Below are 18,387 nucleotides of genomic sequence, written 5' to 3'. Positions count from 1 at the left end.
CATTACATCTTTAGGTAAAAAGCTTTACATAGCTCCTTGTAATCTTGGCTGTAGCTGCCATCAGCTGCATGTATGGTTAACGACGTTGTTTCGCATTCACCGTTATTTTGGCTGAATAGCATCAGGCTTCGGCTCGCTTGCTTTTTGTCGGTGGTGCGAACCAAGCAATGGCGCTTTAAGTACCAGCCAGCTTGCGCTGCAACAGCAATGAATTGTTGTGCCTCTACGCAAGGCAAGATAACATTCAAGCGCGTTTTACCATGACTGAGCCTAGTACATGTCGCTATTAATTCGTTGAAGCTAAGGCCGTCAGTATGGCGGGCAGTATTTCGAGCATGGTTTTCACCTTTTAGGCTCGCATTAAAATACGGCGGGTTGGTGATGATTGCATCAAAAGGCTCTGCTGCACTAAATGACTGCACAGCTCCTTCGAAAAGGTTTATATCAGGCCATGGGCTAGCCGCAAAGTTGTCTCGAGCATCATTACAGGCATCAGAATCAATTTCAATGGCACTTACTTTTGCATCAGGCATTCTTTGTTTTGCCATTAACGCCAACAACCCTGTGCCTGTACCAATGTCTAAAATGTGCTTAGCACCACTCACATCAGCCCACGCCCCTAACAAAATACCATCGGTCGATACTTTCATCGCTGCGCGCGTTTGCGTTATCGTAAATTGTTTAAACACAAAGCCTGACATTTTTTCACCTTTTCATTCACCACAGCCGCGTTAACGCGTATAATTAGGCTCAATTGTCCTCTATTTATGTCACTCTATGCAATTTTCTGAATTTGATATCGATAACAAGCTGTTAAATGCCATTAATAAAATGGGTTTTGATACGCCAACCAGTATTCAACAACAAGCGATCCCTGAAGCACTTCAAGGTCGTGATATTTTGGCATCTGCCCCTACTGGTACGGGTAAAACAGCCGCGTTTTTGATCCCTGCAATTCAATACTTGCTTGATTTCCCGCGTCGCGATCCTGGCTTTGCACGCGTATTGATCATGACACCAACCCGTGAGCTTGCTTACCAAATTCATGAGCAATGTGAATTACTCGCAGCACAAACTCATCTTAAAATTGGGGTTGTGACAGGTGGTATAAACTACGGGACACACAGAGAAATTTTCGAAAGCAATAACGATATTCTCATTGCCACACCAGGGCGTTTAATGGAGTACCTCGAAACAGAGAACTTCCATGCTGAAAACGTTGAAATGCTTATTCTTGATGAAGCTGACCGCATGCTAGACATGGGTTTTCGTAAAGAAATGCTACGCATTTGTGATGAAGCACGTAACCGCCGTCAATGTTTCTTATTCTCAGCCACCCTTGAAGGTGACAGTGTTGAGTTATTTGCAGAGCGAATCTTAAACGATCCGGCACTGCTTGAAGCCGAATCTTCACGTAAAGAAAAAGGCAAAATCCATCAATGGGTTCACCTTGCGGATGACTACGACCACAAGCTAAAAATGTTGGTTGAAACGTTAAATGGTGACGACATTCATAAAGCTATTGTGTTTGTTAAAACTCGTGAACGCCTTGAGACACTGGTTGGCGAGCTAAATAACGAAGGTCTTCGTGTTGCTTGGTTACGCGGTGAAATGCCACAAGATAAGCGCATGAAAGCGATGGAAAACTTTCACTCTGGCCGCAACAATATCCTAGTTGCAACAGATGTTGCTGCTCGTGGTATTGATGTTGCTGATATCAGCCATGTTATCAACTTTGATATGCCACGCACCGCAGACGTATATGTACACCGTATAGGACGTACTGGCCGTGCTGGTAAAAAAGGCATTGCGATTTCATTTATTGAAGCTCATGATGTGGCAATTGTTGGTAAAGTTGAGCGCTACATTGAGCAAAAGCTTAAACGCCGCGTAATTAAAGGGCTTGAGCCACAGCACAAAGAAGCGAAGATCCCATCTAAGAAGAAAAAAGATCCAGTAAAAATGAAGGCAAAGAAAAAAGCCAAAGCTAAAACGAAGAAGAAAAAGTAGTTTTAACTTTAACATCATAAAAGTAAAAATGCCGAGCTTGCCTCGGCATTTTTGTACCCTACCCTTTTTACTTATTTAGTGTGTAATTAGTTCACACTTTCTTACCCATACAGACCGGCAAAAATAGAAAATCAATTAAATTCAAAAACTTAAAAAATGGAATAATAATTGTAACTGGTTCAGCAATAGTTCACAGCAGACTAGAACAACGAGGGAATTGTATGAGCCGCTTCAAATTAACCATAGTAATTACTTTATTAAGCTGTATTTTTTTACTTGCTTGCGCAACGAATGTGAGTGCCAATACTAGCGTGCTAACAACCAGCACATCGGCACAACCTCGCCTACAACAAATGGCCCTGAAAAAGTTAACAAATAATCCGAATTTTAAGATTAAGCATCTTCAGGTGATTATCGATGGCAATACTGTTGAATTAAAAGGAATTGCAGAAACAGGATTTCAACGTGCTTTAGCGCAGAAATTTTTGGAGCACAGTCATGGTGTAACCCAGATCAGAAATAACCTTAAAGTGAACGCATTAAACAACCCGACACTTTAAGGTTAATAATTTAACAGAGGTTTATTTACCGCTTGCTTGTAAATTAATGTAGCTAGCTAATTCTTCTGGCTGCCCCATTAACGCCATAATCTGTTGGTTTATCTCCATCATGGTTTTTCCTTCAGGTAAGCTTGCTGACACAGTTATTTCAGACAATCCACTTACGAAGTTTGTGATAGCAGCTGCTAGCTCTTCACTTACTGGCGCCTGTTGTAACTGCATGGCAACAGTCTGTTGGAACTGCTCGTGGCTCATACCTTGTGCTTCTAAGAAACTATCAACAACTGCTTTAAGCTCACCTTCGTCGGCGATCGACATATTAATGCTACGTGGCTCAAGTTGAGTCATTGCAGCCATCATTTTTGATTGCTGTTGCAGTTGTTGCTCTAAAGTCAGCTCTGCACCTTGCGCTTCATTTTGCATTTTACTTATTGCCATTGATGCTTCCATTAATGGCGTTGAGTTGGCAAGGCCTAAGTTAAAACGCACATCAGCAACTTGGTTTGCAATAACGTTTAAAGCAAAATCACTGCTACCAGTGTCTTTATCATAATCTAGCGATGAATTTACGTCATAGCTTGCAGATGCTAACTTATTGTTCGCATTTTCAGGAAGTTGCGCTAAAAAGTCATCACTAAAACGAAAGCTCTTCATTACAAATCCAGTGTGAGGCGGCACTGCATCGACTTCATATCCTGTCACTTCAATATTGTCGATTGTGGCAATCATCTCATCACCAGTATAGCTTTGAACCTTAATCCCTGAAAGCTGCATGCTGCTAGCAAATACATTTGCTGAAATATCATTGTAAGTAATATCTACACCACTTTGCGCTGATAATGCACTTATTTGCTGATCAACGACCTTTTTTACTTCCTGTGTAGCTGCGTAGTTTGCGTAAAACGCACCGCCAACAGCCGCAGCAACAACCGCTGCTATAATTAACTTTTTCATTTTATTTCCTTTAATTGGTGTAAATTTTTAGCAGTGTATCATTAGTTGATTAACGACAATAGTTCATGCACGGTTTTCACTGGCGTGATCTTAGCGCCAAGCCCTTCCATTGATTTATGGTAATTGCGATGCGGAATAAAAATCTCTGTAAAGCCGTGTTGCGCAGCCTCCTTCACTCGAGGTACGCCGCTGTCGATTGGTCTTACATCACCATTTAAACTAAGTTCGCCCATAATACAGGTGGTGCGTGGTACAACAAATTCGTTCAAGCTGCTTAATAACGCTGCAACCAATGCTAAATCGATACAAGTCTCTGACTCATCGATTTTTAAGCCACCGACAATATTAAAAAAGGTGTCGTGAAAGATTTTTGTCTTTGTGTGTTTACGTAAAATTCCCGTGAGCATCTTAATACGGTTCATGTTCAAACCAACACATACCCGCTGTGGGAACTCAGCTTCGGTTTCTGTAGTTAAACATTGAATTTCGAGTAGTAAGTTACGGTTACCTTTACGTATACAGGTAATGGCTGAGCCTGGGGATTCTGTGCTTGAACCAGATAAAAAGATTTCGCTCGGGTTATCAACGCTCAGCATTCCGCGTTCACACATTCTGAAAATACCCACTGTGTCGATGTCACCAAAACGGTTTTTATTGGCACGCAATGTTCTGACTTGCCCATCGTTAGTATCAATATGCAGTAAGGCATCAACTATATGTACCAGTGTTTGCGGCCCAGCAATTTCGTTATTTTTGTTTACATGGGCAATGATGAACATAGTTACATCGTTTTGCTTACAGTATTGCGTTAATGCTTGAGCTGCACTTTTTACCTGTGACGGTGAACCTGGACTACCATTTGCCGTTTCTGTCACCACTGCCTGAATTGAATCGATAACTGCAAATTTAATTTTGTTTTTATCGAGTTCTTCAATGATTGCTTCAACACTGGTTTCAGAAAGCAAATAAAGCTCATCTTCGTTATAATCTAAGCGCAAGCGATTCACTCGGTTTTTAAACTGAGATAAAGACTCTTCCGCTGTACAGTATAAAGACGGCATCAGCTTTGACATACGTGCAACTAAATCAGACAACAAAGTCGTTTTACCGGCACCAGGGTCGCCTGAGATAATGTTGACGGAACCTGTCGTTACACCACCGCTTAATACTCTGTCTAACTCACCGATTTCGGTAAGGCGTTTTTCTGCCTCGGTGGTTGCAACTTCGTTGATTTTCTTTGAGCCACCGCTTGCGATACCGGCATAGCCTGCCACTGCAGCACGACTTGCCGCTTGCTTTGATTGCCCTGCCGATGGTTTAAATTCTGCAAGTGTATTCCATGCACCGCACTTACACTGCCCTTGCCAGCGCTGATAGTTCATGCCGCACTCAGTGCAAACAAATTCGATTTTTGCTGATTTTGCCATTCGGCCTTACCTATTGAATTATTCTATTTTGACTAATTAGTAACTTAAAAAACTGACTAGCTAAATATTTCATGTATAGTAGTTTTATGAGCTGAAGCCTTTGAACTTAAATCTGTTCGGCTTTTTTACACAGCTATAAGCGCAATAAAAAGTGCTTTAAGGCACATTTTTTGCTTATAAATAAAACTTTACAAATCTTGCCATTTATTTGGCAGGTACTTATAACAATAACTAATACAATAAAAAAGTAGCGATTACTCAAGTTTTAATAATGTACTGCCTGCAAGTATACCTACTTTTTTAGATAGACGGTGATGGTTTTATAAATGGCTGAAGACATTTTGCTTAAATATGAGAGCCTAGTTGAAGAGCTAAAGGCGCATTTAGGCACTCCTAAGTTTGACAAACTATTTAAATCAAAGACAGCTAGCTTAACGAAGCCAGAGCAGTTTTTGATTAAAATGGAAATGTCACGCTTATCTCAGCCAGTAGCTCGCTTTATTGATTTACGTGGTCAAGTAACTGGTCAAGTCAAACCCTACGAATATGATGGCAAACAACACTTTATGGACGATACCGCCATTGAAGTGTTCGAAGATGCTATAAAACGCCACGGTGGTTATACTCTTGCTGTTTACGAAGCGGTAATGAACACCGAAAACAATCACCGGGTAATGCAGAAAAAAGCCGCTGAGCAAGCTTTAGCTGACGATAGTGCCGCTACAGAGCAGCCAGCTAAGGTTATTAAGTTTGCATCATACGAGAGTCGCCGCGAAGAGCGGATGAATTACTCAATTAAAATCACCGTTGAACTCGATAAAGACAACAAAGTTGCAGCATCAACGTCTGATATTTCTCTGAGCGGCGCTAAAATAAAACTAGCTCCACGTTATCAAGTTAAAAAAGGTCAGTTAATAGGTCTTCGCTTAGTTGGCTTAGAGCAAGATTTTGAGCTTGGTTTAAAAAACGGTATTCAATATGAGATCGTAGCGGTAGAGAAAGTTTCTCGTGAATATAACCATATACGCCTAAAGCGTACCTTTATTGAAAATAATGAAAAATTTGATGAGTTTCTAGAAAGCTTTATCCATGGCAACAAACGTCGCTATAAGGTTAATCTCGACAACACCTTAGATGCTGTTGTTTCAAAAGGCTACGAGCAATACTATATCCCTCGTGTTACCTCACTTTATACCTTTTTAAGCCTACAGGGTGATAAGCTATATCCTAGCCTTGCGCTAACCACAGAAAATAATATTTTTATTCAACGCTATTTTTGTGATGAGCGTAAGTTGTCTTGCCTGTACAGCATCATCAATCAACAACGATTGGGAGACTTACTAAGCTCTCCAGAAGCTGTTAAAGAAGAGTATTTATATACTTTTACTCATACCGTTGCCGGGAAAATTTATTATTATTCTGCAACTCGATCTGAGCTTGATAGCCAACCAAACTTAAAAAATTTATTTTTAGGATTTGGTAGCCAGAAAGATAGCTGGCAATGCTTTAAGCTTCAGTTGATGCCAAGCCATCCGGAAGATTCGTATATTCCACTGTCGCTACCAAGCAGTGCTGGTAAAAACATCGAAAAACTAAATAAGCCACCGACACCTCGTGTGCAAGGGTTGATCAAAGATGTTAAATATCTACTTATTTTGACCGCAATCGGTACTAAGTTTGAACAACAAACATACCAACAGCTTAATTACAATAAAGATGCGGTAAACCAACTTAAACAGTTCGGTCACAGTAAGCATAAAACGCCCCCTCATTTAGAGCCTGTGGCGCTTGAGTATGTGAACCTTCGTGCTCATAAACGCTATTTATACAAAACAGCTGTAAGTGTAGAACACCATGAGCAAACTATTACAGGCCATACCCGTGATTTATCTGTGATGGGCTTACAAATTGAGTTCGACCAGCCTGTTGAGTTCAAAAAAGGCGATATCATTAAATTAAACTTGCCTGAATTGCAAAAAATCACCAAAAAGCATGATTTAACAAACCTTGCTTATGAAGTCATGGCGGTGAGTAAGTCACTGACGACCGTGAATTTAAAAGTGCATCGAATTACTGACTTACCGCATATGGCAATTAAGTTTTTCACGGTATTAATTGATAACAACAAAGACAAGCTACGTGTTTGTGAAGAATCCCCTAAAATTCCAGGGCTATCTACTGCACTAAGAAATATGGTGACTAAAAGCGTTTGCCAGTTTCCGTTTTATTTACATAAAGAAGCAGCGCATTTTAAAACCGGCGCTATTGGCCAAGGCTTATACCCAAGCCCACTGCATGTTTTATTACAAAATTTTGGATTGTTAAATGAAACAACTAGTATCGATGGTTTCTTATCGACAGATCAAATTACAGAAGTGATCACACCGCTGATCAAAGACCGTAGTCGCCAAGATCCACCTCTGCCATTTACCCTGTTTGTTCGCTTTGACCCACGTAAAACCGTTATAAGCGATGCCATTACTAGTCGTTGTATTAGTGAAGATGACTATAAACCACAAACCTTGTTTGTAAAAAAAGCACTAAAAAGCGATTTAGTATATATTTTCAGGCTGTACATTTCTCGCACAGGGCGGCCTGATATTGATTATTTGGCGAATGAATTGAAATATATTAGTCAGTACGCATTACATAAAGCAAAAGATCTTGAAGAAGCGCTATGGGCAGTAGCTGGCGTAGGCGATATAATTGATATTACCGACGAAGCGCTTACCCATTTTGATATTGACCAAAGGTTGATCAATGAAATGAGTAAACGCAAAGCAACATGGTTAAAGCGAGTAATCTAATGGTAGGCCAAGCAAGTAGGCAACTTGTAGTAATGAGCCTTCATTAATTGCTGTTTGTGCTTGCTCAACTACTTTCTGTTTACCGTGCACAGCAACACCAAGCCCTGCAGCAGCCATCATTTTTAAGTCGTTTGCTCCATCACCCATGGCAACAGTTTGGCGGTTATTTAAGGTAAGCCTTTGTTCGATTCGTTTAAGTACACGGGCTTTTTCCTCAGCATCAACTATCGTGCCTATGACCTTGCCTGTTAAACGATTATCTTTGAACTCAAGGGTATTCGCATGCACTTCATCTAAATCAAGCAGTGACTGCACTTGCTCTGCAAAAGGCACAAAGCCACCTGATGCGATTGCTAAATGCCAATTATGCGCTTTTAGGTATTGACATAATTCACTCACCCCCGGCATCAGCGGTAAACGCGCTTTTAAGCCATCAATTAAGTCACCATCGATACCTTCAAGCTTAGCAACACGCTGCTTTAAGCTTTGTGCAAAATCTAGTTGACCAGCCATAGCTTGCGCGGTCACCGCTGCAACTTCGTCATAAACATCGGCTAGGCGCGCAATTTCGTCGATACATTCAATAGTAATAGCTGTTGAGTCCATATCCATCAGCAATAAGCCAGGTTCATTTACCGTTGGCGGATCCGTTAATTGCACCAATTGAATACCCAATTGCTTTGCAAATTCCACTAATACTAGTGGACTAAGTACTGTTGTTGTTTCGCTATGAAAGCCCCACGCTACTGGCATGTCTGCGACTGGCTGATAACAACAAAGCGATAAATTACTAAACCCTTGCGCGGCTAAAAAATCACTAATCGCAAGTAACTGCTCAGCATTAAGCTCATTACCAAAAGCAATACTGAACACGCCTTGATTTGCTTTTGGCGTAAAGTCTGTTGTAATAAGGTGTTTATTTTCAATTTTATACCAGCTATTTAGGCTGATTTGTTCAGCTAAATTTGCTGAAGGTGTAGCAGCTAAGCTAAGCTGTGACATAGTGGCTCCACATTAGACTTATGTCTGTCCTTGGAAGTGCTTTTGGCACTCGCACTCAAGGGGCTGTTAAAGTTATCATGTTGTACCATCAAAATTAAATGCTGTCAGTAACGTATACGGTGACTATGAAAAATAACCAACTTAAAATTCCCTTTTCAGCCACTTATCGCCAACGTGTTGTGCGCTTAAGCTTGGCTACAGCCTGTTTTGTGCTGTTAAGTTGGGTTGCCATGAATAGTAGCTTTCAAAGCCACCAATTACTTTATGATAGCGCTGATAGCACAGCGATAAGCTTAACCAAGTTTATGGCACTGAACGCCAAAACGCCGCTACAAGAAAAAAATAAACCTGAATTAAATGCGTTGTGTAATCACATTGCTGAAGATGAGTATGTGTTAGCGGCAACGATTTACGATCAGCAAGGAATCCAAATTGCTGCCAGTGATAATTGGCAAAGCCACCACACCTTTGGTTTATTACCCGATTCAACCCCCGGTATAAGTAAGCTTAAAACCCCATTTGTAGAGCCTGTGATAAGTGATAATGAAAGGCCAATTGGTTTTGTATCGATAACCTATTTAACACAGGCTTCTATTGCAACCAGCCACAGTAATTTCCATGACTTAGGGCGACAAGTGTTATTAATGCTGGTGATCACCTGTATATTCACTTGGCAATTAGGTCGAGGCTTGAAGCTTTGGCAAATAAATCGTTATATCAAGAAAAGTTCAGAGCAAGAATCGTAGAGTTCTGCAGCTAGTTGCAGCTTTGCATCGCCTGTCGCGCCTTTAAGCTCACATAAATGAGTAAATACATCGCGCACCTTTAGCGGGGTATTAACCTGCCCTTGAAAACCTGCCAGCGGCATTGATGGCGAGTCGGTTTCAAGCACTAAATGCTGCAGCTCAATTAAGCTGATAACTTTACGAGTTTTAGCAGCACGCGGGTAACTTATCACGCCACCAACACCAAGTTTAAATCCTTGTTTTATATAACTCTGAGCTTGTTGTTCTGAGCCAGAAAAGGCATGAATTACCCCGCCAAACTTTGGTTTGCAGCGCTTAAATGAGCGAGCAATTAAATCATGGCTTTGCCTATGATGCACAATAAGTGGTAAAGCGAGTTGGTTGGCAAGCTCTATCTGTCCTTCAAAAAACTGCGTTTGTTTATCGAGGTTATCGATGCTCCGATCAAGGCCGCACTCACCGATGGCAATAAACTGCCCTGAATGGGTTTTCGCTAATTGCTCTAGTTCAGCGAGATGATGAGTTTGGTGATCAGATAAAAAATAAGGATGTAAACCTAAAGCCACTGAAATACTTGGCTCTGATTTAGTAAACGATAATAGTTTTGTAGATTGCGCCAAGCTCACACCCGGCACAATAAAGTGCTCGATCCCTACTTGCTTACATGCTGTGATGAGCTCTGTGCGAGTCTCATCAAATTCGCTAAAATCAAGGTGACAGTGGGAATCGATAAAACGCATTTACGGATTTAAGCGACCAAACTGCCAACTACCATCGGCTTTGCGTTGATACATAAAGCGGTCATGTAAGCGGTGTGCTCCGCCTTGCCAAAATTCAATTTTAGTAGGCTCAACACAATAGCCTCCCCAAAAATCAGGCAATGGAATTTCACCCTCAGAAAACTTTTGCTTCATTTTCGCAAATGTTTCCATTAATACCTTACGTGATGACACTGGACGACTTTGCCGAGAAGCCCATGCAGCTAACTGGCTTTCTTTAGGACGCGATAAAAAGTACTTAGCCACAGCAGTTGTTGGTAAGGGTTTAGCCTCGCCGTAGACTATGACTTGTCGCTCCATGTGGTGCCATGGGAAATGCAGAGAAATTTTGTTATTACCTTTTAGCTCCTGCGCTTTGCGCGAGCCGGTATTAGTAAAAAACACGAAGCCATTTTCATCAAGATGCTTTAACAGCACAATCCGCTGCGAAGGCTGACCATGCTCATCAACTGTTGCAACGACCATCGCCGTCGGATCAGGCAAATTAGTTGCAACAGCTTGCTCAAGCCATTTCTCAAACTGCTTGATTGGAGATGCATCAAGCATGTCTTCAGATAAACCATCCTGTAAATATTCACGGCGAATATCTTCAAGTTTCATAAAATTCCCTCTATCGCTACTATCAGCTAAAGATTAATCAAGGTTGTCGAGCTGTCAATTTTGTTGGGTTTCGCTACGCTCTACCCAACCTACGAAGCTAGGTTCTACAAGCTACTCCCCTAGCGCCTAGAGTCTAGGGCCTGCGATTTATGTTGGGTTTCGCTGCGCTCTACCCAACCTACGAAGCAGAGTTCACCTAGGTAGTTTAGCCTAAGACAAGGCGGAAAACCGACTTATCCCTACGAGCTCTTAAACGTTGTGCAAGTGTAGGAGTGCTTTCAAAGCGAACTACACGAAGCAGAATTCACCTAAGTAGTTTAGCCTAAGACAAGGCGGAAAACCGACTTATCCCTATGAGCATACGTGTTTTGTATGTGATTAGGGTCAGTCGGTTTGACAACGCAGTATTAGGTTAAAATACGACGGTGATTACATTTGCTCCATTACTTCGATGCCTAAAAGATCTAAGCCAGACTTCAGTGTCTTCGCAACCAAATTACAAAGTACTAAACGGCTGTCACGAACACTTGGCTCTACGCCTTCTTTTAGAACTGGGCATGCTTCGTAGAACGTCATGTATAGGCTTGCTAGTTCGTATAGGTATCCACATAATACGTGCGGTGTCGCTTCGCTGATCATTAGATCGAGTACTTCTTCTAGCTGAAGAAGTTTAAGTGCCAGCGCTTTTTCTTGCGGCTCGTTGATTGCAACGTCTGCTGTTAATGACGCCGCATCAATACCTGATTTACGGAAGATACTGCGAACACGTGTATATGCATATTGTAAGTAAGGCGCTGTCGCACCTTCAAAGCTCAGCATTGTGTCCCAGTTGAAGATATAGTCGCTAGTACGGTGCTTAGAAAGATCCGCATATTTTACTGCGCCAATACCTACTTTACGGGCAATTTCGCTACGCTCTTCGTCGCTTAAGTCTGACTCACGCTCAGCTAGTTTAGCGGCTGCACGAGTGATTGACTCTTCAAGTAAATCAGCAAGCTTAACGGTACCGCCAGTACGTGTTTTGAATGGCTTACCGTCTTCACCCATCATGGTGCCGAATGGGCAGAACTCATAACTTGTTTCATCACGTAATAAACCTGCTTTACGTGCGGTTAGCTCAACTTGATTGAAGTGTAAGCTTTGACGTGCATCTACAAAGATTAAGATGCGATCAGCACCCAGTTTATTTGAGCGGTAATCACAAGCAGCTAAGTCAGTTGTCGCATATAAGAAACCACCACCTGATTTCTGTACGATAAACACTGAAGGCTCGCCGTCTTTGTTAGCAAGCTCATCTAAGAACACGACTTGTGCGCCATCAGACTCAACGGCAATATTTTTGTCTTTCAATAGTGCGATGATGTTTGCAAGTTCACTGTTGTAAGCACTTTCTGCCATGATGTCATCTTGCGTAAGTGTTACGTTTAGACGCTTATAAACTTCTTCAGAATGCTTTACAGAAGTGGCAATGAATAACTTCCACAGCTTTTCGCAGTGTGCGTCGCCGCTTTGTAATTTAACAACGTAATTACGGGCTTTGTCGGCAAACCCTTCTTCATCATCAAAGCGTTTTTTCGCATCACGGTAGAAGGTTTCAAGATCGGCCAGCGCTACAGACTCTAAGTCTACACCTTGGTTGATTTGATCTTCTAAGTGCGCGATTAACATACCAAACTGAGTCCCCCAGTCACCCATGTGGTTTTGACGAACAACTTCATCACCACGGAACTCAAGGGCACGAACAACCGCATCACCAATGATGGTTGAACGTAAATGACCTACGTGCATTTCTTTAGCAAGGTTAGGTGATGAGTAATCAACAACTACTTTTTGTGCTGTTGCATGTGGCGCAACTGCTAGCTTTTCGTCTTCGTTTGCTGCTTTTAAGCTAGCTGATAAAAACTCAGGCTTTAAGTGAATGTTGATAAAACCAGGGCCCGCGATTTCTGTTTTTTCTGCGATATCTGCAAGGTCTAGGTTATCAATAATTTTTTGCGCAAGTTCACGCGGGTTTGATTTTAATTTTTTAGCCGCGCCCATTGCGCCATTGATTTGGTAATCACCAAACTGTGGACGTGTGCTTTGTGTTACCGCTGGATTAGTGTCTTCAGGTAACCCTGCTGCAACCATAGCAGCAATTGCTTTGTCGATTAAAAGAGTACGAATATTCATTGTAATTTTTACCTTTATGGCCCGCTGTACGGGCACTTAAATTTGAAGCAGACTTAGCGTATTAGTTTTCGCGCGTGTGGTTAAACTTGATGTCTGGATAGCGTTCCATCGACAAGTTTAGGTTTACACGGCTTGGCGCGATATAAGTAAGGTTATCGCCACCATCAAGCGCTAAGTTGCTTTCGCACTTACGCTTAAACTCTTCAAGCTTTTTGGTATCGTCTGAGCTTACCCAACGTGCAGTGTTAACACTCACACCTTCGTAAATCGCATCAACGTTGTATTCTGCTTTTAAGCGCGCAACAACTACGTCAAACTGTAGTACACCGACCGCACCAACGATTAGGTCGTTATTGATAAGCGGTCTAAATACTTGCACAGCACCTTCTTCAGATAGCTGAACTAAGCCTTTTAATAATTGCTTTTGTTTTAATGGATCTTTTAAGCGAATACGACGGAATAATTCTGGCGCGAAGTTAGGAATACCACCAAACTTCATTTTCTCACCTTGCGTGAAGGTATCACCAATTTGAATTGTACCGTGGTTATGTAAACCAATGATGTCACCTGCGTAAGCATCTTGCGCTCGCTCACGATCACCAGCCATAAAGGTTACCGCATCAGAAATACTCACTTGCTTACCAATACGCACATGGTTCATCTTCATACCTTGGCTATATTTGCCAGATACAATACGCATAAAGGCGATACGGTCACGGTGTTTAGGGTCCATGTTCGCTTGGATTTTAAATACGAAGCCAGAGAAGTTATCTTCTGTTGCAGCAACTTGGCGGTCTTCTGTTTCGCGTGGTAATGGCGCAGGAGCCCACTCAGTTAAGCCATCAAGAACATGGTCAACACCAAAGTTACCAAGTGCTGTACCAAAGTAGACTGGTGATAGTTCGCCCGCTAAGAACAGATCTAAATCAAACTCGTGTGATGCACCAATTACTAACTCTAGCTCTTCACGAAGCTGCTCAGCAAGTTCGCTACCAATCGCAGTATCAAGCTCAGGATTATCTAAACCTTTGATAACGCGAACTTCTTGAATTGTGTGGCCTTGACCTGTGCTATACAAAATCGTTTCTTCACGGTGGATGTGATACACACCTTTAAACTCTTTACCACAACCAATCGGCCAAGTTACCGGCGCACAGGCAATGTTTAGCTCAGTTTCAACTTCGTCTAATAACTCCATTGGATCACGAATATCACGGTCACACTTATTCATGAAAGTTACGATAGGTGTGGTACGTAAGCGTGTTACTTCCATTAATTTACGAGTACGATCCTCAACACCTTTCGCTGCGTCGATGACCATTAGGCATGAGTCAACCGCAGTCAGTGTACGATAAGTATCTTCAGAGAAGTCTTCGTGTCCCGGAGTATCAAGTAAGTTAACTAGACGCTCATTGTAAGGAAATTGCATAACAGACGTAGTTACCGAGATACCACGTTCTTTTTCCATTTCCATCCAGTCTGATTTTGCGTGCTGGTTTGAGCCACGACCCTTTACGGTACCCGCTTTTTGAATCGCTTGTCCGAATAACAGAACTTTTTCTGTAATCGTGGTTTTACCCGCATCCGGGTGCGAGATGATCGCAAAGGTGCGTCGTTTATTAATTTCGGTAGTTAAATTAGACATGTAAGCTGCTTTTAGTCATAACAAAGCGCACTTAACTGCCTTATAAATTATAAAGCTCGGTGCGCACTGTAAAAATAAAATAGAATTGCCGAGCATTATACCTTGTTTGTCTTAGCCAAAAAAGCAGCGATTGCGAGTAATTACTCCCTTTTAGTTGGGTATTTTCGTTGTTCACTTTTTTGCTAGGCTTGTGTAATCAAGTTGTAACGCATACTATTGATAAATTGCACGGAGGGATGTCAATTTAGGTCATGAAAACCAGTAAGCTCAGTATTCGATTATTGTGGTATATCACACCATTAGTGATCTTACCTTTGTTGTTTTTAGGTGGCTTTACATTAACAAATGTGACCAATTCAACAAAAAAACAAGCTGAACTTATTGTCAGTCGCTTTGTTGAGCAACAGCAACAAAAAATCTTTAATTACATTGACTCATTTCACTCGATTACTAAGCTACTCTCAACCTCTCCTGTATTAGCAGACTTTTTAGCCCGCGAACCTGACTCAAAAAACCAATACATTGAACGTCTTGGCGAGTTGATGAATGTATTTGCAAGCTATTCAGAAGCTTACCCAGATATTGTTAGCATTAATTATGTTGCCCCAGACGGTAAAAGCGATGCATTTTATTCAAGTCAATTAACTCCAGCACCTAAAAGTTACCCGTTTTTTGAGCAAGTGCTACAATCGAATTTACGCCAGCAACAATTCATGATCCCCAAAGAAGATGGCTCTACTAGCCTCTACTTTGTGCACCCCATTTATAATATTGATTACTACTTAAAACAGCCGCAGCAACTGGGGTTTATTGTTGTGCATGTAGAACCATCAATATTGAATGCTAGTATTCTAGAAGCACCATTTAATAACACGCTAAATTTATTTTTAACGACTAAGGGGCAGATTTTATTTAGCTCCGACTATGACTTACGCGGCAATTATTTAAGTGAATATGAGCTTGAGCAAATTAAACAACTCGCTAACTACGGCAAACTTGCCAATATCGAACTTTCAAGTATTGATAAAGAAGAACGCATAATTTACGCAGTTGAAATGACTGATGGCGATTATTTGATCTCAACCACCCCTAAAGATTTACTCTACCAGTCAGGTAAAGCCATTAGTTTAATCACAGCACTTATAGTTATTATTTCTGTGATTTCGCTGCCTATTCTTATCTACATTGTAGTACGCAACTTACTGCTGACCCCAGTTGAACTATTAGGTGCGGCAAGTCATCGGGTTGGTGATGGTGATTTATCTGTGTACTTGCCAGCCCACACAAACGATGAAGTAGGCGTGCTTTTCAACGATTTTAATCACATGGTGAACCAAATTCGTCATTACCAAGACGAGCTTGAAGAATATAAACATCACCTAGAAGAAAAAGTAGAGAGCAGAACGAAAGCACTCGAAGCAATGAACAGCAAGCTAGAAGTAGCCATTGCGCAAGCTGAACAAGCAAACCAACTTAAAAGCCGCTTTTTAGCGAATATGAGTCATGAAATTCGTACTCCACTTACCGCAATTATGGGCTTTACAGAGCAACTTCTGCACAACAAAGATGCGGTAAATGATGAACAGCATTTAAGCACTATTTTACGTAACTCTAAGCACTTGCTTGAGCTTATTAACAACATTCTTGATTTATCAAAAATAGAAGCTGAAAAACTCGCCGTTGAACGCGGACCATGTAATGTAGTGCAGCTTATACATGATATTGATTCAATTATTCGCCCTCTGGCTAATGAAAAACAACTTACATTTAATATTAACTACCAACTACCAGTACCCAAAACCATTAATAGCGATACCACACGTTTAAAACAAATCTTGATCAATATTGCCAGCAACGCAGTTAAGTTCACTGAGAAAGGCAGCATCTCGATTGATATTAGCTACAACAGCAATAAACAACATTTAGAGTTTGCGATTCAAGACACAGGTATTGGTATGTCAGAGCGTGAGGTTGAAAGGGTATTCAAACCGTTTGAACAAGCCGATGCGACGACAACTCGCCGCTTTGGCGGTACAGGTCTTGGTTTGTGTATTTCAAAGAACTTAGCCCAGTTGCTAGGCGGTGATGTACAGCTTATTAGTGAACCTGGAAACGGCAGTTGTTTTACCATACAAGTTGCTGCTCATTTAAACGCTGAGCAGTTACAAGCAGAGGCGTTTATTCATAGCTACGAGCAACTCTCACCAAGTAAAGACGTTCAGCTTTCATTCGCAGCGAATAGCTTTGATGCCAATATACTAGTGGCCGAAGATAACCCAGATAACCAGTTGCTGATCAAACTATTGTTACAAACCTGGGGACTTGAGCCTGACATCGCGAAAAACGGTGCAGAAGCAGTAGAAATGGCATTAGTTAATGATTATCAGCTGATCATCATGGATATGCAGATGCCAGTCATGGGCGGCTTAGAAGCAACGCAAATGCTACGTCACGCAGCCTATGACGGCCCTATTATTGCGCTTACGGCCAATGTAATGAAGACTGATGTTGATACCTATATTGAAGCGGGCTGTGATGAAGCACTCGCCAAACCAATCGACAAAGATGCCCTAGAGCAAGTACTTGTAAGCTACTTACATATCGAAAAAGACAGTCAAAACAAGTGGGAAAACTTACTGAAAAGTGAGAAGTTCCAACAAATTAACGACAACTATCGCTCAAAACTACCTGATTATTTAAGCCAAGTCGTGCAGTTGTATCGTGCTAAAGAATGGGAAGCGCTACGTTCATTAGCACACAGCTTAAAAGGCAGTGCGGGGTGTTTTAGCTTTGAAGCTATTCACAAGACTGCGAGTCAGCTTGAAAATGCGCTACGCAGTAATCAAACTGAACAGGTGGAGCAATGCTACGATGCGCTTATCAATGCCCTTGAAGAAGCATCTTAAAGGCTAAAGCTCATGCCCATTAAAATAGCGTCTTCGTTGCCTGTCGCGGTTGGATAGTAGTTCTTGCGTACCGACATATGTGAAAAGCCAGCGCTTTCATACAGGCCAATAGCAGGAGCATTCGACTCACGCACTTCTAAGAATAGGTTTTCAGCTTGGTGCTGCTCGCCGTGCTCAATAAAGGCATTTAACAACTGCTTAGCAATGCCCTGCCCTTGGTACTTCGGCGCAACACAAATATCCATTAAAGTGTAATCTGGGCCTGCTTGTTCACCAATATAAAAACCTAGCATCTCATCACCTTGAAAAGCGGCTAGGTTAAAATAACGGCCAGCTAAACACGACAGCATGGTTTTCTCTGTCCACGGATGACTATGGCAGGCGTTTTCGATAGCCATTAACTGGCTAATATAGGTTGCATCTAAAGGTTTAAAGCTTATCAAGTTGTTCACCGATTAAAGACCAAAGTTGTTTTTTCTGTTCGCCATTCAGCTTATCGCTTGGTAAGCCTAAGCAGCCCTCTTGCCAGCTAATACTCGTTGCTTTAACGATTTGGGTAATAACTAAAGGCGCAAATGCTTTTTCGAGGTCTTGGTGAAACTGTAACGGTAGCGTCAGTGTTTCTTGTTGAGTGTTTGGTATCTGTTCGCCAGAAGTATCAGGCGCAGTTCGATAGTGTTGATTTAACTCTAAAGATTGTACAGAGAATATCGCAGCGTAACTTGGATTCATAACAACTCAATCATGATTAAGAGCAAGTAATATAGGAAGATTTGCGA

At 41.6% G+C, this 18,387-nt stretch carries 15 protein-coding genes; 5 read left to right on the top strand and 10 right to left on the bottom strand.

Features of this window, described 5'->3' with window-relative positions; genetic code table 11:
* Nucleotides 1–2 precede the first annotated feature (2 nt).
* Nucleotides 3–701 (bottom strand): tRNA1(Val) (adenine(37)-N6)-methyltransferase, encoded by a 699-nt coding sequence (locus CWB80_RS12140; protein WP_138599635.1) that lies wholly within the window; start codon nucleotides 699–701, stop codon nucleotides 3–5.
* A gap of 76 nt (nucleotides 702–777) precedes the next feature.
* Between CWB80_RS12140 and srmB the strand changes: the two genes are divergently transcribed.
* Both srmB and CWB80_RS12130 read left to right on the top strand, forming a co-directional pair.
* The gene (gene srmB / locus CWB80_RS12135) at nucleotides 778–2,010 is read left to right on the top strand and encodes an ATP-dependent RNA helicase SrmB (RefSeq protein ID WP_055198154.1); all 1,233 of its coding nucleotides are present in this window, start codon (nucleotides 778–780) and stop codon (nucleotides 2,008–2,010) included.
* A gap of 221 nt (nucleotides 2,011–2,231) precedes the next feature.
* Complete coding sequence (locus CWB80_RS12130; protein WP_054551241.1) at nucleotides 2,232–2,570, top strand: BON domain-containing protein; 339 nt, start codon at nucleotides 2,232–2,234, stop codon at nucleotides 2,568–2,570.
* 21 nt (nucleotides 2,571–2,591) lie between these two features.
* Here the strand turns inward: CWB80_RS12130 and CWB80_RS12125 are convergent, their stop codons facing one another.
* Together CWB80_RS12125 and radA are read right to left on the bottom strand one after the other, a co-directional pair.
* On the bottom strand, nucleotides 2,592–3,524 hold the full coding sequence (locus tag CWB80_RS12125; RefSeq protein ID WP_138599634.1) for an aq_1923 C-terminal domain: 933 nt from the start codon (nucleotides 3,522–3,524) through the stop codon (nucleotides 2,592–2,594).
* Between the two features lie 41 nt (nucleotides 3,525–3,565).
* On the bottom strand, nucleotides 3,566–4,951 hold the full coding sequence (gene radA, locus CWB80_RS12120; RefSeq protein ID WP_054551239.1) for a DNA repair protein RadA: 1,386 nt from the start codon (nucleotides 4,949–4,951) through the stop codon (nucleotides 3,566–3,568).
* A 326-nt stretch (nucleotides 4,952–5,277) separates the two neighbouring features.
* Here radA and CWB80_RS12115 point away from each other — a divergent pair, with 326 nt between their 5' ends.
* Nucleotides 5,278–7,758: a PilZ domain-containing protein gene (locus tag CWB80_RS12115; RefSeq protein WP_138599633.1), complete on the top strand. Its 2,481-nt coding sequence runs from the start codon at nucleotides 5,278–5,280 to the stop codon at nucleotides 7,756–7,758.
* On the opposite strand, the gene serB is transcribed toward CWB80_RS12115, so the two are convergent.
* On the bottom strand, nucleotides 7,741–8,760 hold the full coding sequence (serB, locus tag CWB80_RS12110) for a phosphoserine phosphatase SerB (RefSeq protein WP_138599632.1): 1,020 nt from the start codon (nucleotides 8,758–8,760) through the stop codon (nucleotides 7,741–7,743). The genes CWB80_RS12115 and serB overlap by 18 nt on opposite strands.
* 125 nt (nucleotides 8,761–8,885) lie before the next feature.
* Between serB and CWB80_RS12105 the strand changes: the two genes are divergently transcribed.
* A complete protein-coding gene (locus CWB80_RS12105) occupies nucleotides 8,886–9,506 on the top strand; it encodes an AhpA/YtjB family protein (protein ID WP_054551236.1) in 621 nt (206 codons plus the stop codon).
* On the opposite strand, the gene CWB80_RS12100 is transcribed toward CWB80_RS12105, so the two are convergent.
* From CWB80_RS12100 to prfC, 4 genes are all read right to left on the bottom strand, one after another.
* Nucleotides 9,473–10,246, bottom strand: coding sequence for a TatD family hydrolase (locus CWB80_RS12100; protein WP_054551235.1), 774 nt, complete (start codon nucleotides 10,244–10,246; stop codon nucleotides 9,473–9,475). The two genes, CWB80_RS12105 and CWB80_RS12100, sit on opposite strands and share 34 nt — an antisense overlap.
* Complete coding sequence (gene pdxH / locus CWB80_RS12095) at nucleotides 10,247–10,885, bottom strand: pyridoxamine 5'-phosphate oxidase (protein WP_138599631.1); 639 nt, start codon at nucleotides 10,883–10,885, stop codon at nucleotides 10,247–10,249.
* 429 nt (nucleotides 10,886–11,314) lie between these two features.
* A complete protein-coding gene (gene argS, locus CWB80_RS12090) occupies nucleotides 11,315–13,057 on the bottom strand; it encodes an arginine--tRNA ligase (RefSeq protein ID WP_138599630.1) in 1,743 nt (580 codons plus the stop codon).
* 61 nt (nucleotides 13,058–13,118) lie between these two features.
* On the bottom strand, nucleotides 13,119–14,702 hold the full coding sequence (prfC, locus tag CWB80_RS12085; RefSeq protein WP_054551232.1) for a peptide chain release factor 3: 1,584 nt from the start codon (nucleotides 14,700–14,702) through the stop codon (nucleotides 13,119–13,121).
* Between the two features lie 251 nt (nucleotides 14,703–14,953).
* Here prfC and CWB80_RS12080 point away from each other — a divergent pair, with 251 nt between their 5' ends.
* Complete coding sequence (locus CWB80_RS12080; RefSeq protein WP_138599629.1) at nucleotides 14,954–17,608, top strand: hybrid sensor histidine kinase/response regulator; 2,655 nt, start codon at nucleotides 14,954–14,956, stop codon at nucleotides 17,606–17,608.
* Here CWB80_RS12080 and rimI read toward each other — a convergent pair.
* A complete protein-coding gene (gene rimI / locus CWB80_RS12075) occupies nucleotides 17,605–18,051 on the bottom strand; it encodes a ribosomal protein S18-alanine N-acetyltransferase (RefSeq protein WP_171041523.1) in 447 nt (148 codons plus the stop codon). The two genes, CWB80_RS12080 and rimI, sit on opposite strands and share 4 nt — an antisense overlap.
* Nucleotides 18,038–18,340 (bottom strand): hypothetical protein, encoded by a 303-nt coding sequence (locus tag CWB80_RS12070; protein ID WP_054551229.1) that lies wholly within the window; start codon nucleotides 18,338–18,340, stop codon nucleotides 18,038–18,040. Before CWB80_RS12070 ends, rimI begins: the two co-directional genes overlap by 14 nt.
* Nucleotides 18,341–18,387 lie beyond the last annotated feature (47 nt).

It is taken from the genome of Pseudoalteromonas sp. S1650, assembly GCF_005887195.1.
Lineage (GTDB): Bacteria > Pseudomonadota > Gammaproteobacteria > Enterobacterales > Alteromonadaceae > Pseudoalteromonas > Pseudoalteromonas simplex.
This window is presented reverse-complemented; position numbering and strand designations above follow the sequence as displayed.